This is a genomic window from Intestinimonas massiliensis (ex Afouda et al. 2020), from assembly GCF_900626285.1.
In the GTDB taxonomy this organism is placed as follows: Bacteria; Bacillota; Clostridia; order Oscillospirales; family Oscillospiraceae; genus Flavonifractor; species Flavonifractor massiliensis_A.
The window spans coordinates 2,485,721-2,510,458 of record NZ_LR131147.1 but is presented as its reverse complement, the minus strand read 5'-3'; the positions used below and the strand labels follow the sequence as shown (position 1 = coordinate 2,510,458).

Here is a 24,738-nt window from a genome sequence, read left to right as displayed (position 1 = left end):
CAAAACGGGCCCCAAACCATACGGCTTTGGAGCCCGTTCTTTCAGGAGACAAAGGCAGTGATCAGGATGACAGAAATCACATAATAGAGGACTGAGAAGCGAAAATTGCGTGCCAGCGCGATTTGGCGGGCAGGTAAACGGAGCAGGTGGGACAGCAGCAGGACCAGTCCGGCAAACGGAGAGAGCATATAAGACAGACAGCAGCCCAGCGCTGTGGACAGGGACAGCTGCAGTGCGCTGGCGTTTCCCGTCAGCTGAGTAAACAAAGGCGCCAGCACGGCCAGGGACACCATGGGATGTACGCCGATGAGGGAAAACGCAATAATAACCAGAGGAACCACGGCCAAGAGCAGCAGGACCGGCAGCGTACTGAGCGGGGCAGCCGCCCGCTCCAAAATCACATCCAGGCCCATATATTGCAGCGCATTGGAAAAGAAGCCCATAGAAATAAAGAACGCACACAGGCTCCCCGAATCCGGGAGGGTATCTATGCAGAATTTTTTCACCTGTTCGCCTATTTTGCCGCTCCGCACCTGACTGAGCAGCCAAACCACGGAGACCACCGCCACCGCTAAAATCAGGCGCTCGCCGCTGCTTGTCTGAGGAAACAGCGGCTCCAAAAAGGAAATGCCGCACACGATCACCACAATCACTGCCGCCAGCGTCCACAGCTTGCGGAAGGAGCCGGGGGCGGGAGCCGTATTCTCTCCGGCCAGCGCACGGCCCCGCAGCTTGGGATACTCCATGCCGCCCCCCAACGCGATCCCCAGGCAGGCCAGCCCCACAGCGGGCAGCACATATCCCGGCCACTCCAAGCCGAACAGCTGAAGGGTCATCAGCACGGTGACTGAACCGGGCGCCCACAGGAACGCGGTACAGTGGCCCCGGGCAATAGCGCCGGAGACATAGTCGGGATAGTCCTCAATCTGGTCCGTCAGCTTCCGGTCAAAGGAACCCAGGACGATAATGACCTCGCCGATATTCAGGATGCTGCACAGCAGGTGGGCAAAGATCTCCACCAGGAAATACAAAACGCCCTGGTTCTTCGCACACCGGCGCATGGCATCCGAAATAGCCTGACTGTAATTCCCCGCTCCAATGGCAATGGACAGGGTCTGCATCACCACGATGATAGCCGCGGTGAGAAGCATGGAGTTCAGTCCCTGGGCCCACACCGCCGCCGGAGCTCCCTTCCAGATCAGCATGGCCGCACCGCAGAGGGTAAAGATCCACCCAGGAATGCGGAAGGATTTGGACATACGGGGCAGAAAGATCAATAGCAGCGCGCCGGATACCACGGCACGCAGCCAGAGCAATTCCCAGCCGGTCACCGACCGCAGCAAGTAGAGCAGGCCGATGGCCAGCATCAGTCCTGTGTCCAACAGGGGCAAAACGGTTTTTCTCCTGGATCGTGACATAGGATTTCCCTCCCGATACACGGAATAGCGCTTGAAAAAGCAACTGTGGTGGCCGCCGCCAAGGGCGGCAGCCACCACAGTTGGCAGCCGAAGTGCTTCGGCCGCTGGGTGTGTTTGCATGCAGCAATCAGGTAATGCCCATCAGGTTGGGCAGGAACATGATGATTCCCGGCACATATGCCATCAGCAAGGTGACCGCGAAAGCCACTGCGATAAAGGGAAGCAGCTGCTTGGAAATGTCGATCAGAGAAACCTTGGTGATGTTGGAGGTGACAAACAGGGTCATGCCCACGGGCGGGGTAACCAGGCCCAGGGTGATCATGATGCAGAACCAAACACCGAACTGCACCATATCCATACCGGCGGCCTCGGCCAGAGGCATCAGAACAGGGGTGAAGATCAGCTGGGCGGCGGTAGCCTCCATGGCGCAGCCCACCACGATCAGGATGGCAAACATCAGCAGGATGATGATGGCGCCGTTCTGGGTAAAGCTCAGCACAGCCTCGCAGATCCGGTCGGGGATCTTGTCCACAGCCATGGTCCAGCCCATGATGTTGCCGAAGCCGATAATGATGAAGATACCGGCGGTAACGGGCACGGAGCGCATGAACACGGTGGGCAGCATGGACAGCTTGAACTTGCGGTAGATGATGCCGGCCACGATGGCGGCCACAACGGCCACGGCGCCGGACTCCTGAGGAGTGAAGATGCCCAGGGTGATGCCGCCTACCAGGATCACGGGCACCAGCAGGGCGGGGATGGCCTTCACGAAGGAGATGCCGAACTCCTTGGCGTCAAAGCGCTCCGTGCTGCGGGGCAGGTTGAGGCGCTTGGTCTGGAGACGGATCACCAGGATGTAGCCCAGGCCGATCAGGATGCCGGGGATGGCGCCGCCGGCAAACATGGCGGTGACGGACACGCCGGACAGCACGCTGAAGTACACGAAGGTGACGCTGGGGGGAATGACGGGGCCCAGTACGCCGGAAGCGCACACCAGGGCGGAGGAGAAGTCATTCCGATAGCCGTCCCGGATCATCTCAGGCACCACCACGGCGCACAGGATGGCGGCCACCGCGTTGGCGGAGCCCAGGATGGCGGAGAGGATCATGGCCACCAGAACCACCACGATGGCCAGGCCGCCGCGGAAGTGGCCCACCAGGGAGCGGACAAAGTTGATGAGCTTCTGAGTCACGCCCATGGCATTCATCAGCTCACCGGCCATGATAAAGAACGGAATGCAGGTCAGGCTGGAGACGCTGGCGCCTGCAAAAATTTTCTGGGTAATGATGTTGAAGTAAGTGTCCACACCCATGGTGGCAACGTGGGTCAGACCAGCCAGGCCCAGCACTACGCAGATGGGCACGCCCAGCACCAAGGCAGCCAGGAATACGATCACAACCAAAGTCATGCGTCGGTTCCCCCTTCCTCCGGCTTGGCCGGGTGTTTGTTATATGCGCCGGAGCGGCAATTGCAGAAAATCGTGTAGTATTTCTCCAGAGCCAGGAGGATCAGCATACCCATGCCGATGGTGATGGGCAGATAGGGGATGGCCATGGAAATTCCCAGGCCAATGCTGATCTGCCGGAAAATGGAGGGCAGCTGCAGGTTCTGAATGGAGTTATAGAAGATATAGCAGGAGAAGGCCAGAACAATGGTATTGATGAGCAGCTCCAGCACCACACGGATCTTGCCGTAAATGTGGGTCTGGACCATATCAAAGGAAACCAGGCCTCCCGCCTCCCGGTAAGCGACAGAGCCGCCCAGGAAAGCCACGGCTACAATGCAGTACCGGACAAACTCATCGGCCCATACGAAAGAATGGCCCATGATGTAACGGCGTATAATCTCCGCTACGGAAGCGACGAGCATGGCGGCCAGGATGAGTGCAGTGATCCATTTGAATACCTTGCACAGAACATCCAGAATGCGCGTAATTATTTTCATAAATCGTTCCTCTCTTAACCCGGGCGGGGGGACGGACCCCCGTCCCCCACCCGAACACAGGATAACAACAGGCTGGAAATTAGCTCAGAGACTTCACATAGTCGATGAAGTTGGCAATCAGAGGATCCTTCTCGTGGTACTCGTCCCAGATGGGAGTGCAGATGTCGATGAATTCCTGCTTGGCATCGCCCTCGATCACGTTGAAGGCGGTGGTGCCTTCGGCCTCGATCTCGGTGCGGGCCTCGGTCTCATAGTCGGGCAGGTAGGTGCTGAACACGTTGTCGCAGCCCAGCTGGAAGCCGTCCATGATGATCTGCTGCTGGTCGGCGGTCAGGCTGTTCCAGAAGTCCAGGTTGAACACCACGAAGGCGGGATAGGGATACATGCCGATCTCGGAGATGTACTTGAGCTGCTCATAGTGCTTCAGGGCGTAGATGGAAGTGATGTTGATCTCCTCGCCGTCCACCACCTTGTTCTGCAGGGCGGAGTAGACGTCGTTGTAACCCACGGTCATGGGGGAGGCGCCCAGGCGCTCGATAGCGTCGGTCAGCATGTTGGAGGGGGCGATACGCAGCTTCAGACCCTTCAGGTCATCCACGCAGGTGATGGGGCGGACGTTGTTGGCGAAGTGACGCAGGCCGTTCTCGGAGAAGCCGATGATCTTCAGGCCCAGGTCCTTCTCGATCTGGTCGTAGATAGCCTGAGCGGCGTCGCTGCTCAGAGCTTCCTGCTCGGTCTCATAGTCGGTGATCAGAAAGGGCAGCTGGAAGCACTCGGACAGAGTGGTATACAGGTTCAGGGAGGAGGCGGAGCACTCAGTGGCCTGAATGGTGCCGTCCATAACCTGCTGCATCATATCGGACTCGCCGCCCAGCACGCCGTCGGGAATGAAGTCCACGGTGATGGTGCCGCCGGAAGTCTCGGAGATGTAGTCGATGGCGTCCTCATGGCCCATTGCGGGGGGCATGGAGCTGGAACCGTAGCTGCCGAAGGTGATGGTGACGGGCTCGCCGGAGGGCGCGCTGGACTGTTCGGTACCACCGTCGCCGGAGGGTGTGTTGTCACCGGAGGGCGCGCTGGAATTGCCGCAGGCGGAGAGGAGCATGGACACGGAAAGGATTCCGGCCAGGAGCAGAGCAGTTTTCTTTTTCATACTTACCTCCTAATACTTTGTGCGGAATGTTTTGGATGAGTGATGGGTGTCGTGTATACGGGGATTGCGATTGGTGCCTTGCGCCGGATCACAGGCCCAGCAGCTTGGCGGGGTTCTCCTTGGCAATGAGGTTGATGTCGGCCTCGCTCAGCCCGAACTTATCCATCAGCAGACGGATGAAGCGGTACATGCCCTCCACGGGGGAGCCGTTGCCCTTCTGGCCCATGTCGGAGTCCAGAATCATATTGGACAGAGGCACCGCCTTGAGCATATCGGCGATAACCTGATCATCCACAGTGCCCAGTTTGGAGCCGGAGGTGAACACACACACGTTGAGCTCGATGAAAGCGCCCATCTTGGCCCACTTGGTCATCTGCTCATAGGTGGCGCCGATGTGGAAGTGGGGGTGGTTGACCAGGATGCGCTTCACACCCAGCTCCACAGCCTTCTCCACCAGGTGATCAATCTCCCAGGCGGTGCCGTGGCCGGTACCCAGGATCACGTCCTTCTCGGCGATGATCTTCAGGCACTCCACAGCGGCGGGATCCATCACACCGTTCTCGTCCACGTAGACCACCGGGACCTCAGGCACGGACATCTTGCCGGCGCCCACGAAGTTGCCCTTGTGGTGATCGATGTGGTTCTTGGAGGACACGGTGGGGAAGTAAATGATCTTGGCGCCCATGTTGATGGCGGCATCCAGCGCCAGAGCGTTGAACAGGCCCATGGAGTTGTTCAGCGCCATAGAGCTGTAAATCTCCACGCCCTGAGCATCACAGTGCTCCTGCACCATCTTAACGCCCATGCAGGAGGGGAAATAGTGGTCCTTCACCAGGAAGCCCCGGTAACCGGCCACGATAGCCTCCTTCAGCATATCGGCAGCGTCCACAGCCCGGTTGGCCACGGAGGGACCGGCGTGAACATGCAGATCGATGATACCCTTCAAAATGTCTCGCTCATCAAACATAGTATACATTCTTCCTTTCTCGGTTTCAGCAAGTTATTTCTTCAAGCTCTTCAAAAATTCGGTATACTTTTCCTTGAACTCAGGGCGGGGAGTTCCAAAGATATCCATCTGGAAGCAGGGGATGTCGGTATCATGGACATCCACATAGTGCTCCACACCGCCGGGCACCACCACGAAGCCGCCGGGCGTCAGGTGATAGGGCACACCGTCCACATAGTAATCGCACTCGCCCTCGATTACCATGGCCACCTGCTCCTCGGGATGGGAGTGGGGCCGCTTCTCGTGGCCGGCCTGCACAATGCCGATGGTGATGGTCACATCATCCGCACCCATGGCCAGGGTCACCTGCTTAATTCCTTCCCGGATAGGGCGGAAGGGCATCTGGTTCCAGTTGCCGGACATGATTTCGCTCATTTCAACTTCCTCCTTACACGTGGTTTTGATGGGGCCGCAGTTTGAATTACCGGTCAAATTGCGTTTTTATGGTACGCCCGCCGGACCGGTGTGCCGGTCCGGCGACGATGGCGCCGGTGTTCGGACCTGCTTTATTCCTCCCGCAGGCCGAAGTAACGCTCCAGCTCCGCGTAGATGGGCGGGAAGCTGGGCTCTTCCTGAAGTCCAAAATAGGGAGAGGGGATGCGGGCCGCCCCCGCTTTGTGGGAATCGGCCAGGCCCCGGATGATGTCGTTCAGCTTGCTGGCCGGAGCGGCAAATACCATCTCGTCGTCGCCCAGCAGGCCAAATACCTTTTCGCCGCCGCCGGGCACTACAACCTGGCACTGGTCGGTCTGGAGGGTCACGGCGATCTCCGTGGCGCAGGCGCAGCGGCCCATGAACTTGGATTCAATGGTGCCGCCCGAGTGATAGAGGGCGGCCTGCACCAGCCGCACCGCCTGGCCGGGGTTGCAGTAGAAGAGGACCAGGTCCGGGTCAAAGGTCGCCCGGTGGAGGGGAGCCAGCAGGATGGCCGACAGGGGCCGCTCCGACCGGGGGGTAATGCTCTGCGTGATGGCGCCGTGCTCCAGGGTGTCGGTATAGGCCGGGGAGACGATGCTGCCGTTCTTGATAAAGTCAGGCACTTCCTTGATGCCCATAAGGATCAGGGAGTTGGCACAGCGGTGATCCTCCTGGCAGAAGCCGATGGTCCAGCCATAGCGCCGGGCCAGCGCCACGCCCTGGCACAGGTTCAGCTTGTGGCCCAGATCCCGCAGAGGGCGGCGGGTGCGCTCAGGAAACTGGGATTCATCGTCCAGGATCTTTACCGCTACCGGGAAAGTGGCGGTGCGCAGATATTTCTGTACCGCCTCATCCAGCTCTTTGCAAATGCTCATTGTGCTTCCTCCCTGTTAAACCTTAACGTTGTCAGCGCCTTTCAGCTCCAGCATCTGACGCACTTCGGCAGGAGTGGCCACGTCCAGGCCCATGATGTTGGCCATGGTGCGCACCGCCGCCACCTGCTCACCGCTGGACTTGGCCAGCTTGCCGGGGGTCAGGTAGAGGTTGTCCTCCAGACCCACCCGCACGTTGCCGCCCAGCGCCAGGGCGGTGGCCGCCATGGGCATCTGATGCCGGCCGGCGGCGGCCACGGACCAGTGGAAGTCGCCCAGCTGCTTGCAGGCGGTCTCATACAGGAAGTTCACGTTGGCCACCGTGGCGGGCAGGCCGCCGGTGATGCCCATGACGAACTGGAGGTAGGGAGGCGTCTTGACCACGCCCTCCCGGATGAAGTAGGCGATGTTGTTGATCATGCCCACGTCGTAGACTTCGAACTCGGGGCGGGTACCGTTCTCGTTCATGGTGCGCACGTACTGCTCCAGGCCGTTATAGCTGTTGGCAAACACGTTGCCCCGGGTACCCAGCAGGTAGGGTTTTTCCCAGCCGAACCCATCGGGGATCTTTTTGGCGATGTCGGCCAGCACAAAGTTCATGGAGCCGGCGTTGCAGGAGGCCAGCTCGGGCTGCAGCGCGGGAATGGGAGCCAGCCGCTCCTCCAGGGACATCATCTGGCTGGCGCCGGTGGTGACACAGCAGATCACGTCGCAGCGCTCCCGGATACCGGCCACCGCATCCCGCATCAGATCCAGACTGGAATCGGGCTCACCGGTAGTCTGGTTCCGGGTGTGCAGGTGTACCACGGCGGCACCCGCCTCATAGGCCCGGACCGCCTCATCAATCAGCTGCTGGGTGGTGATGGGGAGATAGGGGCTCATGCTGGGCGTATGAACAGCACCAGTCAGGGCGGCGGTAATAAAAATCTTCTTGTTCTTTTTCATGCTCTTTGTCCTGCTCCCTTTCCTAACGGAATTTCTGCCCATGATATACGCAAACCGCGTGCCAATTCCATCTTCGACAAAAAACTTCTTTTTTCCTTGCAGTTCAAGGGGGCTTGTGCTTTTTTCAAATTTGGAGTATGATTATTCTAATTCAAAATTGCATTACATCCCGGCGGCTCAAAACGGGATTTTTATGCAATCTGTCCGCAAAACGCTGGAGTAGAAGGAATCCCCAGCAAGCGATGCAAAAACAATTTAAAAATCTGAAAATGATTCAAGGGAGGGACACCACATGGCCAGCACCCCGCAGCCGTGGGAAGATCCGCGTTTTCTCAATATCTACGTGATGGCCGACCTGGTCAACCAGCCCATCCACATCACCACCCCGGACGGCATTGTCCGCTTTGTCAACAAGGCCTGGTCCATCATGTACCGGAAGTCTCCGGAGGAGGCCGTAGGCCAGCACATCCACAATTTGCTGGAGAAGGAGCATCTGAATTTCTACCTGTCTCTGAAGGATGAGGCCTCCGAGGAGCCGGAAAAGATCAGCTACGAGCATTTTACCGAACCCAAGACCGTCTCCGCCGCCGTACAGGCGGCCCAGCTGGGCAGGCAGATCACCTGTATGACCCAAACCCCCGACTTCCGGCAGATGATGGTCACCGCCACCCCTATTTTCGGGGACGACGATAATGTGCTCTGCGTGGTCACCATGGTGCAGGATCTGACCGCGCTGGGGCGCTGGCGGGATGCCATCGAACGGGAAATGCAGAAAAACTCCGTGCTCCAGCAGGAGCTGCAGTATCTCCGCAGCAACCAGGCCGATTCCAACCTCATCGGCAGCTCCAAGGCCATGGTATCCCTGCGGCGGCTCATCACGGTGGTCGCCTCCTCAGATGCCAGCGTCCTGATCTCCGACGAAAGCGGCGTGGGCAAGGAGATGGTTGCCAAGGAGATCTACAGCGAGAGCCAGCGAAAGGACAAGCCCTTTATCACGGTAAACTGCGCCGCCATTCCGGAGAATCTGTTGGAGTCCGAGCTGTTCGGCCACGAGAAGGGCGCCTTTACCGGGGCCATTTCCACCAAGGTCGGCCTGTTCGAAATGGCTAACGGGGGTACCATCATGCTGGATGAGATCGGCGAATTTCCCCTTCACCTCCAGCCCAAGCTGCTGCGTGTTCTGCAGGAGCGGGAGTTCCGCCGGGTGGGCGGCACCAAAAAAATCCCCATTGATATACGGGTCATCGCCGCCACCAACCGGGATCTGATGGCCATGACCAAAAACGGCAGCTTCCGCATGGACCTGTTCTACCGGCTCAACGTATTCCCCATCCAGATTCCCGCCCTCCGCCAGCGCAAGGAGGACATTCCCCTGCTGGCCTCCGCGTTCCTCAGCCAGTTCAACAAAAAATACCAGAAATCCAAATTCTTTACCAGCCAGGCCGTATTTACCCTGGAACAATATTCATGGCCGGGCAACGTCCGGGAGCTGGAAAACGCGGTGGAGCGGCTGGTGGTGATCGGCGAAAAGGACGCCATCACCGTGGACCAGGTATGCGCTGCCATGGGAAACGACGCCACAGAATCGGTCAACATGCCGGGCAGCGTAAGCCTGAAAGAATCGGTGGCCATTCTGGAGCGCAGGCTGATCTCCGAGGCCCTGTCCACCTACAAGACTACGTATAAGGCGGCGGAGGCGCTGGGCACCACCCAGTCCACCATTGTGCGCAAGGCCAAGGCGCTGGGCATCACCGACTGGTAACCGGCCTCAAGCCAAAAACAGGAGCGGCATCTCTTATGGGATGCCGCTCCTGTTTTTTTATTCCTTACAGGCGCTCCCGCACCAGCAGGTAGGCCTGTGCGGTGGCCTGCTGGATGTTGGCCGTCTGCTCCACTGCCGCAAACGGAACGCCCGCCTGCTCCAGCTCCGCCCGGAGTTCCGTCTCAGGCGCAAGGCCGGCGGCGGAAACCACGGTGTCCACGCCGGAAATGGTGCGGGTCTGTCCGTCTTTTTCATAGGTGATGGTCCTGCCGCTGACGGACACCACCTTGGCACCGGTCAGCAGCCTGCATCCCTTTTCCGCCAGCCGCAGCATCAGCAGGGACCGGGCAGAAGTCCGATCCTCCCGGTCCAGGACGGTGTCCATCTCCAGCACCGTGACCCGGCGGCTGTTGGCCTTCAGGTCCCGGTGGGCCGGAAGGAGGAAGTCCGCCGTCTCACAGCCCACGGAGCCGCCCCCCACGATCACGGTGTTCTGTCCGGGAATCTCCTTCCCCTCCAGGACATCCCAGGCGGTGACCAGCCGCTCCGCCCCCCGGAGGAACCCGGGGATCAGGCTGCGGCTCCCGGTGGCCAGGATGACCAGGTCCCAGTGCTCCTCCCGGATCCAGGCCGGGGTAACCGGGCAGTTCAGACGGATGTCCACGCCGGCCTTCCGGGCCCGCCGGATGAAATACGCGGTGGCCTTGGCGATCTCCTGCTTGCAGGGCGGGAACGCGGCCAGATACATCTGCCCGCCCAAATGGTCCGCCCGCTCGGCCAGCGTAACGCTGTGGCCCCGCTCCGCCGCGTAAATGGCCGCCGTCAGTCCGCCCGGTCCGCCGCCCACCACCAGGACCTTTTTCCCGGCCACAGGCGGCGCGGATGAGGCCGCCATGGCCTCCCGTCCGGCCTCCGGATTGATGGTGCAGCAGAAGGGCTGATCGGCATTGACCGAGGCCAGGCAGCGCAGGCACCCGATGCACGGGCGGATGGTCTCCGGGTCCAGCCGGGCCTTATTGGGAAAGTCGGGATCGCAGATGAGGGCCCGGCCCACATAGACCGCGTCGCAGGCACCCTGCTCCAGCATCAATTCGCCCACCCAGGGCTCGTTGATCCGGCCCACCACACCCAGGGGGATGTGGATCGCCCGGCGGATCCTGGCGGCATACTCCATATTGAAGCCCTGGGCCCGTCCAAAGGGCGCCGTCGTGTTCCAGGGGCTGTCAAAGCAGCCGTCGGACAGATGGATCATGGAGGCCCCGGCCTCTTCGAAGCGCCGGGCAAGCTCCATCCCCTCGGTGAGGGACTGTCCCCCCGGCTCCTCATCGCAGGCCGACATGCGGACAATGATGGGAAACTCCGGTCCCACCTGCTCCCGCACGGCCTGGATGACCTCCACCGCGAACCGGGCCCGGCCGGCCACGCCGCCGCCGTACTCATCCACCCGCTTGTTGTGCAGCGGGGAGAGGAACAGGCCCAGCAGGCCGTGCCGGTGACAGCAGTGGATCTCCACCGCATCGAAGCCCGCCAGCCTGGCCCGGCGGGCAGCCCCGGCAAACAGCGCCACATAGTCCCGGATCTCCGGGACCGTCAGCGGTCTGGGCAGTTCGGAATAGGGCCGGGTCACCACAGGGGAGGCCGCCACGGGCCGGCGGCCCTCGTTATAGCTGGAAGGGGCCGCCACGGCGGGATGGAGCAGCTGCGCCCCGATCATGGTGCCGTGGGCATGGACCAGCTCCGTCAGCCGGCGGAGGTTCTCCACATGCCAGTCCTCATACAGGCCAAGATTGCGGTAGGTCCCGTAGCGGCTGAGCTTTTCGATCAGCACGCTGGCCACGGTGATGTAGCCTACGCCGCCCTTCGCCCGGGCCTCGTAGTACTTCAGCTCATCCTCCGTGAGCCGGCCTTCCGTATCCGCCATGTGAGTGGAGATGGGGGCCATAAAGATCCGATTTTTTACCGTCATGCTCCCCACGCGCAGCGGGGTAAAAAGGTGCTTAAACTGTTCCATTTTGCGTCTCCGGGTCCCAGGCGGATCTTCTCATTCGCCGGCGAAGAATACGGACATGGGGTTGATGTCCACCTCTTCCTCCTCACTGGCGGGCTGGGGGCGGAGATAGTCCACACCATAAATGGCCCGGGCGGTAAAGGAGACCCCGCTGCCCAGGGCCACCGGCTGGCAGGCCTCCTGCACCAGGCGGACCGCGCCGGAAGCGGCCTCCTTTTCCATCCGCAGCGCGGAGAGCGTGGTATAGGCGGACAGATACATGCCCTCCCCCATATCAGCCACTTCGGCCATGGGCTTGATCTCCTCATGGGTGCTGACAAAGGTATCCGCCGCGCCGTCCACATCGCTGAACTGCATATCGGCGTACTTGGTCTCGTTCACGGGGCGGGGCTCCTTGCCCGGCTCCATGACCTGGGGGCAGAAGGAACGGATCTTCAGATTCTTGTATCTGTCGGTATCCACCAGAAGCTGGGTGGACAGGGGCAGCTCCACGCTCTTTGCCGGCGTCACGAACAGGTCGATCACCAGCCGGTTCAGGTTGACCCACATGATGTGGCAGCCCACCTTGACCGCGCTGGAGCAGCCCGCCTCGTCAGCCTCGCACTGGCTGGCCATAAACACATAGTTTTCCCCCACGTCCACCACATCCCAGACCTTGTGGGCCAGGGCCTGGCCCAGCTTGCCCCCGAAAATGGTGCTGGGATTTGTCTTCTCGTACTCGCTCAGGCTCTTCCCGCCCCATGCCACATTCTGAATGACGCCCTGATTGTTGTGGACGTAGATCCCCCGAATGGAGCAGCCGTAGTTGGTCACTTCAATGTAATCATTGGTGTTGTTGGGAATTCGGAACAGCAGCACTTCCTGACCCCGCTCCGTAGTGCCGAACACCTCTTTTTTTACTGTCTGACTCATGCGAGATTCACCCACCCTTTTTGATATCGTTGATCGTGCGCCGGTTGGCGCAGTATTTTGATGTAAAAATAATGTGCAATTTATATGCCAAGTCCCCACCTATTGTTTTCAAGGAGATTGGCCCCTTATCCAAGTTGTTTTTGCATCGTAATGCACGCTTTTAATGCAAAATCGCTTTAATTCGCCCTTATCCCCCCTGCCGGATGGGGCTCAATGCCGCAGAAAACAGGATTTATGCGGATTTGAAAAGCTGGCATCAATTTTGCACTATACCCAGGGCAGAGAACCGTTCGTCGGTCCAAATCACAGTTCCAGATTAGAAAGGAGAACAATTATGGCCAAGATCATGTACGGCAATTACAACGACCTGCCCTGGATGCCCAACCACCGCAAGGATGTAGACGGTAAGGTGATGTGCTACATGAAGTGCTTCGCCATGGAGGCCGCTAACATGCATATGTGCCTCGGCAAGATGTACAACGGCATGCCCATCGGCCCCCACACCCATCCCAACGAGCAGATCGCCACTGTGGTGAAGGGCGAGTGCGACTACTGGGTGGACGGCGTGCCTTATCGTCTGGCTCCCGGCTGCTGGGTCAACGTGCCCCCTCACTATGTACACTACGCTCACGTGTACCGCTCTCAGGGCCCCTGCTATCAGATGGACATCATGTCTCCCCGTCGTTCCTCCAGCTGTGACGAGTACAAGGCCTGGCTGAAGTCCGAGTTCGATATCGACTGGGATGCCGGCGGACGGGAAGTTCCCGATCTGGACGCTCCTCAGGATGCCAGCGCGGAGGTGCGCGCCTAAGCGTTCCGCCACTCTCGTTCAACAGAAAGGACTGCCGCAGCTATGCAAATGCGTAATCTAGTCAAGGAAAAGATCGCGGCCAACGGCTACGCGCTGGGCGCCTTCGTGGCCTCCAGCTCCGCCACCAACTGCGAGATTCTGGGCATCAACGGTCTGGACTTCGTGCTCATCGACTGTGAGCACGCCCAGACCGACGCCGAGACCCTGGTGCATATGTGCCGTGCCTCCGAGATGTACGGCATGGCCCCCCTGATGCGGGTCTATGACCCCGACGACGGCCCCATGATGAGCCGTATGCTGGATGTGGGTCTGAACGGCGTCATGGCCCCCCTGATCAACACCGCCGAGCAGGCCCGGAATATGGTCAACTTCACCAAGTACGCGCCTCTGGGCAAGCGGGGCGCCAACGGCGGCCGCGGCCCCCGCTGGGGCAACTACCCCGACTATATCCACACCTGCAACGACAACGTGCTGGCCATCGCCCAGTGCGAGTCCCTGGAGGCCGTGAACAATATCGATGAGATCGCCGCCGTGCCCGGCATCGACTGCATCTTCATCGGTACCGGCGACCTGTCCCTGGACATGGGGATTCAGTTCAAGGCTGATTCCTCCGCCAGCCACTCGGTGAATTCCCCCGAGATGGTGGCCGCCATCGACAAGGTCCTCAAGGCCTGCCAGAAAAACAATGTCATCCCCGGCATTGTCACCGCCAGTGCAGAGGATGCCGCCCGCCGCATCAAGCAGGGCTTCCAGTTCGTGACCTGCATGAATGATCTGGGCTTCTTCTGCAGCCGCTCCAAGCAGCACCTGACCAGCATCCGGGACATGGTGGCGCAGGGCTGAGTTGGGCCCTCCCACACCGGAGAAGGGCGTACCGCAAATTCAGAACTTTGCGGCGCGCCCTTTTTTATTATTGCCATCAGAAAAGAAAGGTGAGTAATTATGGCTCTTATGACCGGCGAACAGTATATCGAGAGCATCCGGAAGATGAAGATGCAGGTCTATATGTTCGGCAAGAAGGTGGAAAATCCGGTGGATGACCCCATCCTCCGCCCCGCCCTCAACAGCGTCCGCATGACCTACGATCTGGCGCAGAAGCCGGAGTATCAGGAACTGATGACCGTCATCTCCCCCGAGACCGGAGAGCGGATCAACCGCTTCACCCACATCCACCGCTCCACCGAGGATCTGCGCAACAAGGTAAAGATGCAGCGCCTGCTGGGCCAGCAGACCGCCGCCTGCTTCCAGCGCTGCGTGGGCATGGACGCCTTCAACGCGGTGTACTCCACCACCTATGAGATCGACCAGAAGTACGGCACCAGCTACCACGAGAACTTCAAGAAATTCATGCTGCGGGTCCAGTCCGGGGACCTGACGGTGGACGGCGCCATGACCGACCCCAAGGGCGACCGGTCCAAGGCTCCCCACCAGCAGGAGGACCCCGACCTGTTCCTCCGCGTGGTGGAGCGCCGTCCCGACGGCATCGTGGTCCGGGGCGCCAAGATGCACCAGACCGGCATTCTGAACTCCCACGAGGTCATCGTCATGCCCACCATCTCCATGGGCCCCGAGGACAAGGACTACGCCGTGTCCTTCGCCGTGCCGGTGGACACCCAGGGCATCTACATGATCATCGGCCGCCAGAGCTGCGACACCCGCAAGCGGGAGGGCAGCGAGCTGGACGTGGGCAACAGCGAGTTCGGCGGCGTGGAGGCCCTGACCGTGTTTGACAACGTGTTCGTGCCCAACGACCGGATCTTCCTCAACGGCGAGACCGAATTTGCCGGCATGATGGTGGAGCGCTTCGCCGGCTATCACCGCCAGAGCTACGGCGGATGCAAGGTGGGCGTGGGCGATGTGCTCATCGGCGCCGCCGCCCTGGCCGCCGACTACAACGGCTGTGCCAAGGCCTCCCACATCAAGGACAAGCTCATCGAGATGACCCACCTGAACGAGACCCTGTACTGCTGCGGCATCGCCTGCTCCGCCGAGGGCCACCCCACCGCCAGCGGCAACTACATGATCGACCTGCTGCTGGCCAACGTGTGCAAGCAGAACGTCACCCGCTTCCCCTACGAAATCGTCCGTCTGGCTGAGGACATCGCCGGCGGTCTGATGGTCACCGCCCCCTCCGAGGCCGACTTCCGGGATCCCAAGCTGGGCCCCGTCATCGACAAGTACCTGAAGGCCGCTCCCGGGGTGACCACTGAGAACCGGCTGCGGGTGCTGCGGCTCATCGAGAACCTGTGTCTGGGCACCGCCGCTGTGGGCTACCGCACCGAGTCCATGCACGGCGCCGGCTCGCCGCAGGCCCAGCGCATCATGATCGCCCGTCAGGGCAACCTGGCCATGAAGAAGGAACTGGCCAAGAAGCTGGCTCACATCAAGGAAAATTGAGGGGCCAAAAACATTTGAATAGGAGCCATCTGCTATGACATATGCACTAAAGGCCCCGGCGCGCTACGTTCAGGGCGCGGGAGAGCTGGACCGTCTGGGCCACAATTTAAAAAAACTGGGGAGACGATTCCTGTTGATCGGCTCCGAAAACAACTGGAACCGTTTTGGTGATCGCGTCCAGCAGAGTTTGACCGCAGAGGAAAAGCAGGTCGTATTTGCGCCCTTTCACGGAGAGGCCACAAAGGAGGAAGTGTTCTCCAAAATGGACCTGTGCAAGGCGGAGCTGTGTGACGGTGTGATCGGAATGGGCGGCGGCAAGGCCCTGGACACCGCCAAGGCTGTGGCGGAAAACCTGGGTCTTCCCTGCGTCATCGTGCCTACCGTCGCCTCCAATGACGCGCCGTGCAGCGGCGTCGCCGTGCTGTACAATGAGCAGGGCGTGGTGGTAAAGGCCGTCATCATGCGCCGGAATCCGGATCTGGTGGTAGTGGATACCGAGATCATCGCCAAGGCACCCGCCCGGCTGTTTACCGCCGGCCTCGGGGATGCGCTGGCCACCTGGTTTGAAGCCCGGGCCTGCCACAAGAGCGGCGCCCGGACGATGGCACGGGGCAACGTGTCCAACACCGCACTGATGATGTCCCGCCTCTGCTACGACCTGCTGATGGAGCACGGAGAGAGTGCTCTGGAGGCGGTAAAGCGGCGAACCGTCACCCAGGACCTGGAGGACACGGTGGAGGCCTCCATCTATCTCAGCGGCCTGGGGTTCGAAAACGGCGGTCTGGCTGCGGCCCACGCCGTGAACGACGGTCTGGCGCAGGAGCCGCAGACTCACGGTATGTATCATGGTGAAAAGGTGGCTTTTGGTGTATTGACCCAGCTGGTGCTGGAAAAGGCGCCCAGCGCGGAAATCGCCTCCGTCCTGGACTTTATGAAGCGGGTAGGCTTGCCCACCACATTTGCCGATCTCGGCATTCACACAGTGATCGAAGAAAACCTGCGTAAGGCGGCCGAGGCAGCCTGTGTACCCACTCAGTCCACACGAAATCTTCGGGCCGACATCACCCCCGAAGAGGTCTACCAGGCCATGCGGAAGGCTGATACACTGGGGCGCTCCGGACTGTGAGGCCCAAAATCTTGTTGATGGATTTAAACCTGAATAAACTGTAAGAACAATGCGTCAAAGGAGAAGCAGACATGGATTTTACTCTTTCAAAAGAGCAGGCCTTTATTCAAAAAATGGTCCGGGATTTTACGGAAAGTGAAGTTAAGCCCATTGCCGCGGAGACAGACCGCACCTGTGAGTATCCCAGAGAAAACATCGAGAAGCTGTTTGACTGCGGCGTGATGGGTATGTGCGTGCCCAAGGAATACGGCGGCGCCGGCGCCGACGACCTGTCCTCCGCCCTGGCCATCGAGGAGCTGAGCAAGGTGTGCGCCTCTACCGGCGACATCGTGGCCACCCACAACGGCCTGTGCTGTGACCCCATCCTGCGCAACGGTACCGAAGAGCAGAAGAAAAAGTACCTGTGGATGCTCACCCAGGGGCACAAGGTGGGTGCCTTCGCCCTCACCGAACCCAACGCCGGCTCCGACGCCTCCAAGGGCACCACCACCGCCCGGCTGGAGGGGGATCACTACGTTCTCAACGGCAGCAAAATATTTATCACCAACGGCTATGTGGCCGACGTGGCTGTGGTATTCGCCATGACCAACCCCGCCAAGGGCACCCGGGGCATCTCCGCCTTCATCGTGGAGTCCTCCTTCCCCGGCTACTCCGTGGGTAAGCACGAGGAAAAGCTGGGACTCCACGGCTCCCCCACCGCCGAGCTGGTGTTTGAGGACTGCATCGTGCCCAAGGAGAACCTGCTGGGCCAGGAGGGCAAGGGCTTCAAGATCGCCATGCAGACCCTGGACGGCGGCCGTATCGGCATTGCCGCCCAGGCCCTGGGCATTACCGAGGGCGCCATGGAGGAGGCCATCACCTACACCAAGAACCGGTCCCAGTTCGGCAAGCCCATCGCCCGCTTCCAGAACACGCAGTTCACCTTTGCCGACATGAAAGTGGCTGTAGAGGCCGGCCGGCTGCTGACCTATCAGGCCGCCGCCCGCAAGATGGCCGGTCAGCCCTTTACCATGGAGGCCGCCATGGCCAAGCTCTTCACTTCGGAAAACGCCATGAAGTACACCGTCAAGGCGGTGCAGATGTTCGGCGGCTACGGCTACACCAAGGACTTCCCCGTGGAGCGTATGCTGCGGGACGCCAAGATCACCGAGATCTACGAGGGTACCAGCGAGGTGCAGCGTATCGTGATCTCCAGCAATATGGCTTTAAAGTAAATCGGGAGGGAAAATTACGATATGAAATGCATCGTTTGTGTCAAGCAGGTACCTGATACCTCCGGCGTGGTTGCGGTGAAGGAAGACGGCACCATGGACCGTGCCGCCATGGCCACCATTACCAACCACGACGACCTGGCCGCTGTTGAGGCCGCTCTTCGGATCAAGGACGCCACCGGCTGCAAGGTAGTGGTGGTCTCCATGGGTCCCGCCCCCGCTGAGGGCATGCTGCGCGAGCTGCTGGCCATGGGCTGCGATGAGGCCGTTCTGGTCTCCGCCCGTGAGTTCGGCGGTTCCGATACTTACGCCACTTCCCAGATTCTGGCCGCTGCCATCAAGAAGATCGGCGTGGACGACGACGACATCGTGTTCTGCGGCCGTCAGGCCATCGACGGCGACACCGCTCAGGTGGGTCCCCAGATCGCCGAGAAGCTGCACCTGCCCCAGGTCTCCTATGTGGCCGAGATCAAGGTGGAGGGCAAGGCCGTCACCGTGAAGCGTCTGCTGGAGGACGGCTACATGACCATCAAGGTGCAGACCCCCTGCCTGCTGACCTGCGTGAAGGAGCTGAACGACGCCCGCTACATGAGCGTTGGCGGCATCATGGAGTGCTACCAGAAGCCTCTGGAGATCTACAACTATGAGACTCTGAAGGACGATCCCCTCATCGACGTGGATACCATCGGCCTGAAAGGCTCTCCCACGAATGTGTACAAGTCCTTCTCTCCCCCGGTGAAGGGCGCCGGTATGATGATGGAGGGCGCCGACAAGGCGACGGTTGAGAAGCTGGTCTCCATCCTCAACGACAAGCACATTATCTAAGAAGTGAAAGGAGAGCAAACAATGGCTTTCGATAGTAAAGACACCGCCGCCTTCAAGGGCGTATGGGTTTTCTGTGAGCAGCGCGAAGGCGTGATCATGTCCACCAGCTACCAGCTGCTGAGCGAGGGCCGCAAGCTGGCCAACGACCTGGGCGTTGAGCTGTGCGGCGTGGTTCTGGGCAAGGACATCAAGGAGGAGTACCTGAAGGCTCTGGGCGGCTACGGTGCCGACAAGGTCTACTACTGCAACCACGAGCTGCTGGACGTGTACACCACCGACGCCTACACCAAGGTCATCTGCGACCTGGTGGAGGACAAGAAGCCCGAGATCTTCCTGATCGGCGCCACCAACATCGGCCGTGACCTGGGCCCCCGCTGCGCCGCCCGGCTGCACACCGGTCTGACCGCCGACTGCACCCACCTGGATGTGGACGTGGAGAAGTACAAGGCTTTCCTCAAGACCACCTCTACCATCGACGTGGACAACACCGTGTTCGAGAGCAACACCAACCTGAAGATGACCCGTCCCGCTTTCGGCGGTCACCTGATGGCCACCATCATCTGCCCCCGGTTCCGTCCCCAGATGTCCACCGTGCGTCCCGGCGTGATGCAGACCCAGCCCTACGACGAGGCCGGCGCTGCCAAGACCGTGATCGAGAACGTGGACGTGAAGCTGGACAAGTCCGACATCCATGTTGAGGTTCTGGAGGTCAAGAAGGCCGCCAAGAAGCTGGTGGACCTGATCGGCGCCGACGTGGTGGTGTCCGTGGGCCGCGGCATCAGCAAGGACGTTGAGGGCGGCATCAAGCTGGCTGAGGAGCTGGCGGGCGTCCTGGGCGGCGTTGTGGGCTGCTCCCGTGCCGTGGTTGACGCCGGTTGGCTGTCCGCCGACCACCAGGTCGGCCAGACCGGCAAGACCGTTCACCCCCGCATCTATGTTGCCCTGGGCATCTCCGGCGCCATCCAGCACCTGGCCGGCATGCAGGATTCCGAGTGCATCATCGCGGTGAACAAGAACGAGTCCGCCCCCATCTTCGACGTGGCCTCCTACGGCATCTGCGGCGACCTGTACAAGGTCACTCCCATGCTCATCGAGGCTATCCGGGCTGCCAAGGCTGCCAAGTAAAGGCCGGAAGTCAGGACCCCCGGCTAAGCCGGGGGCTTGAGTAAGCCCTAGAAGGGCACAATACGGACAACGCCCCTAAAGGGGCCGCGAATGGGTCGGCCAACTGCATTGCTGACTCATGGCCGGCCCCTGAAGGGGCTATTTTTATGCCTTGGGATTCTTGCTACCCGTAAACGGGTCGATAAATTCCTTGATGCTGATCTGGTCTGCAATCCGGTCCTCCTCTAATTGATGCCGGATGTACTCCTGTATCTGCTTCTTATTGCGCCCCACTGTATCCACATAATACCCTCTTGCCCAGAAATGCCGGTCTCCGTACTTGTATTTTAAATTCGCATGCCGGTCGAATATCATGAGACTGCTTTTCCCTTTGAGATACCCCATGATTTGTGATACACTGTACCTGGACGGTATGCTGATTAGCATGTGAATATGATCCGGACACGCTTCTGCTTCTATAATTTCCACACCTTTTTGCTCACACAATTTCCGCAGAATTTGTCCGATATCCTTCTTGATTTGTCCATATATCGCTAGCCGTCTATATTTGGGCGCGAATACGATATGGTATTGACATCTCCATGTCGTATGTTGCAAACTCCCTATATCTTTTTCTTTCATCGAAAAAACCTCCTGGTTCTTTGGTGTTGCAGTTGGCCGACCGCAACTTCCATTCTACCAGAAGGTTTTTTCACTATATAATTCTTTTTACTCTCCCCAGCATAGCTGGGGGTTGTCGTTGCGCTGAAGCGGTAACAATACAAGAAGGGCGCGCTGCCTGATGGCAGCGCGCCCCGTCTTTTTTCTGTCAGGATTATTCCCAGTCGGCGTAATCAGCCGTCTCGTCGGCACAGCAGCAGGAGTCCTTGCAGCCAAGCATTCCCTTCAGCTTGCACAGCAGCTCCATGATCTTGTCCCAGTAAAGAACGGCGGCATAGACCAGCGCGCCCAGAACGGCCAGCAGCGCAAACAGCTTGGCCAGGCTGCAGATCAATTTCTTCATAGCAACAAACAGCCTCCTTTTCTTTCCACATGTTTGCGGATGGTAACAGTGTACACGTTTCCGGTACAAAATACAAGTGTCCGCCCCCACTTTCCCGAAACTTTTTCCCTTGTAATTTTCCTGAAAATAGAATACAATAGAGTGACGAAATATGAAATAAGCTTCTCCCATCAAACGGGTATCTGTATTGATCCGGCTGCCGGATCCACCCCAGGAAAGGAAGGGATGCATCAATGAAATTCCAAACGGAACAGGGCGAGATCACCATCAGCAGCGAGGTGTTTACCAATATCACCGGTGCCGCCGCCACCAATTGCTACGGCGTGAAGGGCATGGCGGTGCGCTCCAAGGCCGACGGTCTGGTTCATCTGCTGCGGCGGGAATCCATGGGCAAGGGCGTCAAGGTCACGTACAATGAGGATTCCTCCGTTTCCATCGAGCTGCACATCATCGTGGACAACGGCGTGAACCTGATGGCGGTGAGCCGCTCCATCATGAGCGAGGTCCGCTATATCGTGCACCGCACCACCGGCGCTGAAGTGCGCAATGTGGACGTGTGCATCGACTCCATGGTCATCGGCTGACCCACCGCCATCGAAAGGAAGGAACACAGACATGAGAGAGCGTATTGACGGAGCGTCTTTGGCCCAGGCGCTGATCCACGCGGCCGCCTCCATCAATCTGCAGAAACAGCAGATCAACGAGCTGAACGTATTCCCCGTCCCCGATGGGGACACCGGTACCAATATGAGCCTGACCATCTCCACCGCCGCCGCCGAGCTGAAGAAAAAGCAGCCCCGCACGGTGGGCGAGGTGGCCGCCATCAACGCCTCCGCCCTGCTGCGGGGCGCCCGGGGCAACTCCGGGGTCATCCTGTCCCTGCTGTTCCGGGGCTTTTCCAAGGCCGTCAAGGACAAGGACACCATCGACGGCCGGGATCTGGCCATCGCCCTGGACTTCGGCGTGGCTGCCGCCTACAAGGCGGTCATGAAGCCCGCCGAGGGCACCATCCTCACCGTCTCCCGGCTGGCCGCCGCCCGGGCGGCCGACGCCGCCCGCAAGACCCCCAACGACCCGGAGGCCGTGCTGGAGGCCGCTATCCAGGAGGGTCTGGTGGCCCTGGACCACACCACCGAGATGAATCCCGTGCTGAAGAAGGCCGGCGTGGTAGACGCCGGCGGCAAGGGCTTCCTGGTCATCCTCCAGGGCATGCTGGACTCCCTGCGGGGGGTGCCGCTGCCCGACGGCGCCGGGGATACCAAGACGGAAAGCAAGACCGACTACGCCGCCATTGCCGCCGAGGAAATCACCTTTACCTTCGACACGGTGTTTATCGTCCGCAAGACCACCGACAAGGAGCTGACCTCCTTTGAGGCCTATCTGAACAGCATCGGCGACAGCCTGGTCATCGGCGAGGATGACGACTGCTTCAAGGTCCACGTCCACACCGACATCCCCGGCGCCGCCCTCACCGAGGCCCAGAAATACGGCACCCTGGAGCTGGCCAAGATCGAGAACATGCGCACCCAGGCGGAGGATCTGGCCGCCGGACGGCACATCCAGAGCACCGACGACCTGGATGAGGACGATCACGACCACGCGCCGGAGAAGCCCAAGGTGGCCGCGCCGGAGAAGAAGTACGGCGTGGTGGCGGTGGCTGCCGGCGAAGGCCTGGCCGCCGTGTTCCGGGATCTGGGCGCCGACGGCGTCATCAGCGGAGGCCAGACCATGAATCCCTCCACTGACGACATCATGAAGGAGATCGACGCCACTCCCGCTGAGATCGTGTTCGTGCTGCCCAACAACGGCAACATCATCATGGCCGCCCAGCAGTGCGTCCCCCTGGCGGAGGGCAAGAAGGTGGTGGTCCTGCCCACCAAGACGGTGCCGCAGGGCATCTCCGCCCTGATGGTGATGGACCCTGAGGCCGAGGAGGAGGCCAACGTCTCCGCCATGACCGAGGCCATCAGCCACGTCCACACCTCCGAGATCACCTACGCCGCCCGGGATTCCGACTTTGACGGCTTCGCCATCAAGCGGGGCGACTATCTGGCGCTCACCGAGCACCAGCTGTTCGGCACCGACCGCAAGCTGGATAAGCTGCTGCGCCGGCTGGCGGAGGATGAAAACCAGCAGAACGCAGAATTCATCAACATCTTCTACGGGGAGGACGTGTCGGAAAAGGAGGCCCAGAAGGCCCTGGATCTGTTCACCGAGTGCTGCCCCAACGCCGAGATCACCCTGCTGTCCGGCGGACAGCCTGTGTACTACTATATGATCTCCGCGGAATAACCACGATACAGCAAAAGCCGCCCCATCCTACCGGATGGGGCGGCTTTTTTATTCTTTTTACAGTACCTTGGACAAAAACTCGATGGTACGGGGCTCCTTGGGGTTGGCAAAGAAGGCGTGGGGCTCGTTCTGCTCCAGAATGTGGCCGCCGTCCATGAACAGCACCCGGCTGCCCACCTCCCGGGCAAAGCCCATCTCGTGGGTGACCACCACCATGGTCATGCCCTCGTCGGCCAGCTGCTTCATGACCTCCAGCACCTCGCCTACCATCTCGGGGTCCAGGGCGGAGGTGGGCTCGTCAAACAGCATGACCTTGGGCTTCATGGCCAGGGCCCGGACAATGGCGATCCGCTGCTTCTGGCCGCCGGAGAGCTGGTTGGGATAGGAATCCGCCTTCTCCTCCAGGCCTACCCGGCGCAGCAGGGCAGTGGCGGTGTCGTCGGCCTCCGCCTGGCTCATCAGCTTGGTGCGCACCGGCGCCAGGGTGATATTCTTCCGGATGGTCATATTGGGGAACAGGTTGAAATGCTGGAACACCATGCCCATCTGCCGGCGGATCAGGTCGATGTTGGTCTTGGGGTCGGTGATGGGGGTATTCTCAAAGGTGATGGTACCCTTGGTGGGCATCTCCAGCAGATTGAGGCAGCGCAGGAAGGTGGACTTGCCGGAACCGGAGGGCCCGATGATGACCACTTTTTCCCCGGGGTAGATGTGCTCGGAGATATCGTCCAGCACCAGGTGGTCCCCAAAGGATTTGGACAGATGTTTAACGTCTATCACTTTGACGCAGCCTCCTTTCCAGAATCCCCAGCAGCCAGGTGAGGATCATCACGCACACCAGGTACATGACGGCAATGCCCAGATAGGGGAACATGTATTCATAGGTCTTGGCGCCCACCGCTCCGGAGTAGTACACCAGCTCGGTGCCGCCGATGGCGGAGACCAGAGAGGTGTCCTTGAACAGAGTGATGAACTCGTTGCCCAGGGCAGGCAGAATGTTTTTGAATGCCTGGGGAATGATGATAAAGCGCATGGTATCCAGATAGTTCAGGCCCAGGGAGCGGCCGGCCTCCATCTGTCCCACGTCCACGCTCATCAGGCCGCCCCGGACGATCTCCGCCACGTAGGCGCCCGAATTGATGCCCAGGCCGATGATACCCACCATGGTGTGATCCCGGCTGGTCTTGAAGATGACAAAGCCCCAGATCAGCAGCTGCACCATCATGGGGGTGCCCCGGATCACGGTGATATAGATCTTGCAGATAACATTCAATATGCCCAGCCCGAAGTTCCGGCGGCCCGGCCGCTGCTGGTCGTGGGCCGCACGGATGACGGCCACCACCACGCCCAGAACGATGCCGATGATCAGGGCGAAAACGGTGAGCTGCAGGGTGACACCCAGGCCCTGGAGATAGAGCTTCCAGCGGTCCCCTGTCACAAAAGCCAGGTTGAATTTTTGGACAATGTCCATCCAAAATTCCTGCATGGGTTACCTCCTTTCTGACACGGAC

At 60.0% G+C, this 24,738-nt stretch carries 24 protein-coding genes; 10 read left to right on the top strand and 14 right to left on the bottom strand.

Going from position 1 to position 24,738, the window contains the following annotated elements; translation table 11 throughout:
* Window positions 1–41: 41 nt before the first annotated feature.
* From E0E41_RS12430 to E0E41_RS12395, 8 genes are all read right to left on the bottom strand, one after another.
* Entirely contained in the window at window positions 42–1,418 is a 1,377-nt protein-coding gene (locus E0E41_RS12430) for a hypothetical protein (protein WP_130870191.1), read from the bottom strand.
* 127 nt (window positions 1,419–1,545) lie between these two features.
* A complete protein-coding gene (locus E0E41_RS12425; RefSeq protein WP_130870190.1) occupies window positions 1,546–2,826 on the bottom strand; it encodes a TRAP transporter large permease in 1,281 nt (426 codons plus the stop codon).
* Window positions 2,823–3,362, bottom strand: a complete 540-nt coding sequence (locus E0E41_RS12420) for a TRAP transporter small permease (protein ID WP_130870189.1) — start codon at window positions 3,360–3,362, stop codon at window positions 2,823–2,825. The genes E0E41_RS12425 and E0E41_RS12420 overlap by 4 nt, the downstream gene beginning before the upstream one ends.
* A 79-nt stretch (window positions 3,363–3,441) precedes the next feature.
* Window positions 3,442–4,515, bottom strand: a complete 1,074-nt coding sequence (gene dctP / locus E0E41_RS12415) for a TRAP transporter substrate-binding protein DctP (protein WP_130870188.1) — start codon at window positions 4,513–4,515, stop codon at window positions 3,442–3,444.
* Between the two features lie 88 nt (window positions 4,516–4,603).
* Window positions 4,604–5,482, bottom strand: a complete 879-nt coding sequence (locus tag E0E41_RS12410) for a DUF6282 family protein (protein ID WP_130870187.1) — start codon at window positions 5,480–5,482, stop codon at window positions 4,604–4,606.
* Window positions 5,483–5,515: 33 nt separating this feature from the next.
* Complete coding sequence (locus E0E41_RS12405; RefSeq protein WP_130870186.1) at window positions 5,516–5,896, bottom strand: cupin domain-containing protein; 381 nt, start codon at window positions 5,894–5,896, stop codon at window positions 5,516–5,518.
* 131 nt (window positions 5,897–6,027) lie between these two features.
* Window positions 6,028–6,813 carry a DUF169 domain-containing protein gene (locus E0E41_RS12400; RefSeq protein ID WP_130870185.1) on the bottom strand — a complete coding sequence of 262 codons (786 nt, stop codon included), beginning with the start codon at window positions 6,811–6,813 and terminating at the stop codon, window positions 6,028–6,030.
* Window positions 6,814–6,828: 15 nt separating this feature from the next.
* Entirely contained in the window at window positions 6,829–7,755 is a 927-nt protein-coding gene (locus E0E41_RS12395) for a 3-keto-5-aminohexanoate cleavage protein (RefSeq protein WP_130870184.1), read from the bottom strand.
* Window positions 7,756–8,047: 292 nt separating this feature from the next.
* Here E0E41_RS12395 and E0E41_RS12390 point away from each other — a divergent pair, with 292 nt between their 5' ends.
* Window positions 8,048–9,517, top strand: a complete 1,470-nt coding sequence (locus E0E41_RS12390) for a sigma-54 interaction domain-containing protein (RefSeq protein ID WP_130870183.1) — start codon at window positions 8,048–8,050, stop codon at window positions 9,515–9,517.
* Between the two features lie 64 nt (window positions 9,518–9,581).
* Here the strand turns inward: E0E41_RS12390 and E0E41_RS12385 are convergent, their stop codons facing one another.
* Window positions 9,582–11,528: an FAD-dependent oxidoreductase gene (locus E0E41_RS12385; RefSeq protein ID WP_130870182.1), complete on the bottom strand. Its 1,947-nt coding sequence runs from the start codon at window positions 11,526–11,528 to the stop codon at window positions 9,582–9,584.
* A gap of 30 nt (window positions 11,529–11,558) precedes the next feature.
* Entirely contained in the window at window positions 11,559–12,437 is an 879-nt protein-coding gene (locus E0E41_RS12380; protein WP_130870181.1) for a hypothetical protein, read from the bottom strand.
* 334 nt (window positions 12,438–12,771) lie between these two features.
* Between E0E41_RS12380 and E0E41_RS12375 the strand changes: the two genes are divergently transcribed.
* The 7 genes from E0E41_RS12375 to acrA all read left to right on the top strand — a co-directional run bounded on the left by E0E41_RS12375 (window position 12,772) and on the right by acrA (window position 19,932).
* Complete coding sequence (locus tag E0E41_RS12375) at window positions 12,772–13,248, top strand: cupin domain-containing protein (RefSeq protein ID WP_130870180.1); 477 nt, start codon at window positions 12,772–12,774, stop codon at window positions 13,246–13,248.
* Between the two features lie 42 nt (window positions 13,249–13,290).
* On the top strand, window positions 13,291–14,091 hold the full coding sequence (locus E0E41_RS12370) for an HpcH/HpaI aldolase family protein (protein ID WP_130870179.1): 801 nt from the start codon (window positions 13,291–13,293) through the stop codon (window positions 14,089–14,091).
* Between the two features lie 99 nt (window positions 14,092–14,190).
* On the top strand, window positions 14,191–15,645 hold the full coding sequence (locus E0E41_RS12365) for a 4-hydroxyphenylacetate 3-hydroxylase family protein (RefSeq protein ID WP_130870178.1): 1,455 nt from the start codon (window positions 14,191–14,193) through the stop codon (window positions 15,643–15,645).
* Window positions 15,646–15,679: 34 nt separating this feature from the next.
* A complete protein-coding gene (locus tag E0E41_RS12360) occupies window positions 15,680–16,771 on the top strand; it encodes a glycerol dehydrogenase (RefSeq protein WP_130870177.1) in 1,092 nt (363 codons plus the stop codon).
* Between the two features lie 71 nt (window positions 16,772–16,842).
* Window positions 16,843–17,985: an acyl-CoA dehydrogenase gene (locus tag E0E41_RS12355; protein WP_130870176.1), complete on the top strand. Its 1,143-nt coding sequence runs from the start codon at window positions 16,843–16,845 to the stop codon at window positions 17,983–17,985.
* Between the two features lie 21 nt (window positions 17,986–18,006).
* Window positions 18,007–18,807 (top strand): acryloyl-CoA reductase electron transfer subunit gamma, encoded by an 801-nt coding sequence (gene acrB / locus E0E41_RS12350; RefSeq protein WP_130870175.1) that lies wholly within the window; start codon window positions 18,007–18,009, stop codon window positions 18,805–18,807.
* Window positions 18,808–18,828: 21 nt separating this feature from the next.
* Entirely contained in the window at window positions 18,829–19,932 is a 1,104-nt protein-coding gene (gene acrA, locus E0E41_RS12345; RefSeq protein WP_130870174.1) for an acryloyl-CoA reductase electron transfer subunit beta, read from the top strand.
* A gap of 144 nt (window positions 19,933–20,076) precedes the next feature.
* On the opposite strand, the gene tnpA is transcribed toward acrA, so the two are convergent.
* Together tnpA and E0E41_RS12335 are read right to left on the bottom strand one after the other, a co-directional pair.
* A complete protein-coding gene (gene tnpA / locus E0E41_RS12340; RefSeq protein ID WP_130870173.1) occupies window positions 20,077–20,553 on the bottom strand; it encodes an IS200/IS605 family transposase in 477 nt (158 codons plus the stop codon).
* A gap of 193 nt (window positions 20,554–20,746) precedes the next feature.
* Window positions 20,747–20,935 carry a hypothetical protein gene (locus tag E0E41_RS12335; RefSeq protein WP_130870172.1) on the bottom strand — a complete coding sequence of 63 codons (189 nt, stop codon included), beginning with the start codon at window positions 20,933–20,935 and terminating at the stop codon, window positions 20,747–20,749.
* 233 nt (window positions 20,936–21,168) lie between these two features.
* Between E0E41_RS12335 and E0E41_RS12330 the strand changes: the two genes are divergently transcribed.
* Window positions 21,169–21,519 (top strand): Asp23/Gls24 family envelope stress response protein, encoded by a 351-nt coding sequence (locus E0E41_RS12330; RefSeq protein WP_130870171.1) that lies wholly within the window; start codon window positions 21,169–21,171, stop codon window positions 21,517–21,519.
* Between the two features lie 31 nt (window positions 21,520–21,550).
* Window positions 21,551–23,227, top strand: coding sequence for a DAK2 domain-containing protein (locus E0E41_RS12325; RefSeq protein WP_130870170.1), 1,677 nt, complete (start codon window positions 21,551–21,553; stop codon window positions 23,225–23,227).
* 57 nt (window positions 23,228–23,284) lie between these two features.
* On the opposite strand, the gene E0E41_RS12320 is transcribed toward E0E41_RS12325, so the two are convergent.
* Together E0E41_RS12320 and E0E41_RS12315 are read right to left on the bottom strand one after the other, a co-directional pair.
* Entirely contained in the window at window positions 23,285–24,007 is a 723-nt protein-coding gene (locus tag E0E41_RS12320; RefSeq protein WP_130870169.1) for an amino acid ABC transporter ATP-binding protein, read from the bottom strand.
* Window positions 23,994–24,713, bottom strand: a complete 720-nt coding sequence (locus E0E41_RS12315; protein WP_130870168.1) for an amino acid ABC transporter permease — start codon at window positions 24,711–24,713, stop codon at window positions 23,994–23,996. Before E0E41_RS12315 ends, E0E41_RS12320 begins: the two co-directional genes overlap by 14 nt.
* Between the last annotated feature and the right edge of the window lie 25 nt (window positions 24,714–24,738).

Bases quoted from the DNA above. Each gene is read 5' to 3' on its own strand.
- E0E41_RS12430 (WP_130870191.1), bottom strand. From the start codon at position 1,418: ATGTCACGATCCAGGAGAAAAACCGTTTTGCCCCTGTTGGACACAGGA.
- E0E41_RS12425 (WP_130870190.1), bottom strand. From the start codon at position 2,826: ATGACTTTGGTTGTGATCGTATTCCTGGCTGCCTTGGTGCTGGGCGTG.
- E0E41_RS12420 (WP_130870189.1), bottom strand. From the start codon at position 3,362: ATGAAAATAATTACGCGCATTCTGGATGTTCTGTGCAAGGTATTCAAA.
- dctP (WP_130870188.1), bottom strand. From the start codon at position 4,515: ATGAAAAAGAAAACTGCTCTGCTCCTGGCCGGAATCCTTTCCGTGTCC.
- E0E41_RS12410 (WP_130870187.1), bottom strand. From the start codon at position 5,482: ATGTTTGATGAGCGAGACATTTTGAAGGGTATCATCGATCTGCATGTT.
- E0E41_RS12405 (WP_130870186.1), bottom strand. From the start codon at position 5,896: ATGAGCGAAATCATGTCCGGCAACTGGAACCAGATGCCCTTCCGCCCT.
- E0E41_RS12400 (WP_130870185.1), bottom strand. From the start codon at position 6,813: ATGAGCATTTGCAAAGAGCTGGATGAGGCGGTACAGAAATATCTGCGC.
- E0E41_RS12395 (WP_130870184.1), bottom strand. From the start codon at position 7,755: ATGAAAAAGAACAAGAAGATTTTTATTACCGCCGCCCTGACTGGTGCT.
- E0E41_RS12390 (WP_130870183.1), top strand. From the start codon at position 8,048: ATGGCCAGCACCCCGCAGCCGTGGGAAGATCCGCGTTTTCTCAATATC.
- E0E41_RS12385 (WP_130870182.1), bottom strand. From the start codon at position 11,528: ATGGAACAGTTTAAGCACCTTTTTACCCCGCTGCGCGTGGGGAGCATG.
- E0E41_RS12380 (WP_130870181.1), bottom strand. From the start codon at position 12,437: ATGAGTCAGACAGTAAAAAAAGAGGTGTTCGGCACTACGGAGCGGGGT.
- E0E41_RS12375 (WP_130870180.1), top strand. From the start codon at position 12,772: ATGGCCAAGATCATGTACGGCAATTACAACGACCTGCCCTGGATGCCC.
- E0E41_RS12370 (WP_130870179.1), top strand. From the start codon at position 13,291: ATGCAAATGCGTAATCTAGTCAAGGAAAAGATCGCGGCCAACGGCTAC.
- E0E41_RS12365 (WP_130870178.1), top strand. From the start codon at position 14,191: ATGGCTCTTATGACCGGCGAACAGTATATCGAGAGCATCCGGAAGATG.
- E0E41_RS12360 (WP_130870177.1), top strand. From the start codon at position 15,680: ATGACATATGCACTAAAGGCCCCGGCGCGCTACGTTCAGGGCGCGGGA.
- E0E41_RS12355 (WP_130870176.1), top strand. From the start codon at position 16,843: ATGGATTTTACTCTTTCAAAAGAGCAGGCCTTTATTCAAAAAATGGTC.
- acrB (WP_130870175.1), top strand. From the start codon at position 18,007: ATGAAATGCATCGTTTGTGTCAAGCAGGTACCTGATACCTCCGGCGTG.
- acrA (WP_130870174.1), top strand. From the start codon at position 18,829: ATGGCTTTCGATAGTAAAGACACCGCCGCCTTCAAGGGCGTATGGGTT.
- tnpA (WP_130870173.1), bottom strand. From the start codon at position 20,553: ATGAAAGAAAAAGATATAGGGAGTTTGCAACATACGACATGGAGATGT.
- E0E41_RS12335 (WP_130870172.1), bottom strand. From the start codon at position 20,935: ATGAAGAAATTGATCTGCAGCCTGGCCAAGCTGTTTGCGCTGCTGGCC.
- E0E41_RS12330 (WP_130870171.1), top strand. From the start codon at position 21,169: ATGAAATTCCAAACGGAACAGGGCGAGATCACCATCAGCAGCGAGGTG.
- E0E41_RS12325 (WP_130870170.1), top strand. From the start codon at position 21,551: ATGAGAGAGCGTATTGACGGAGCGTCTTTGGCCCAGGCGCTGATCCAC.
- E0E41_RS12315 (WP_130870168.1), bottom strand. From the start codon at position 24,713: ATGCAGGAATTTTGGATGGACATTGTCCAAAAATTCAACCTGGCTTTT.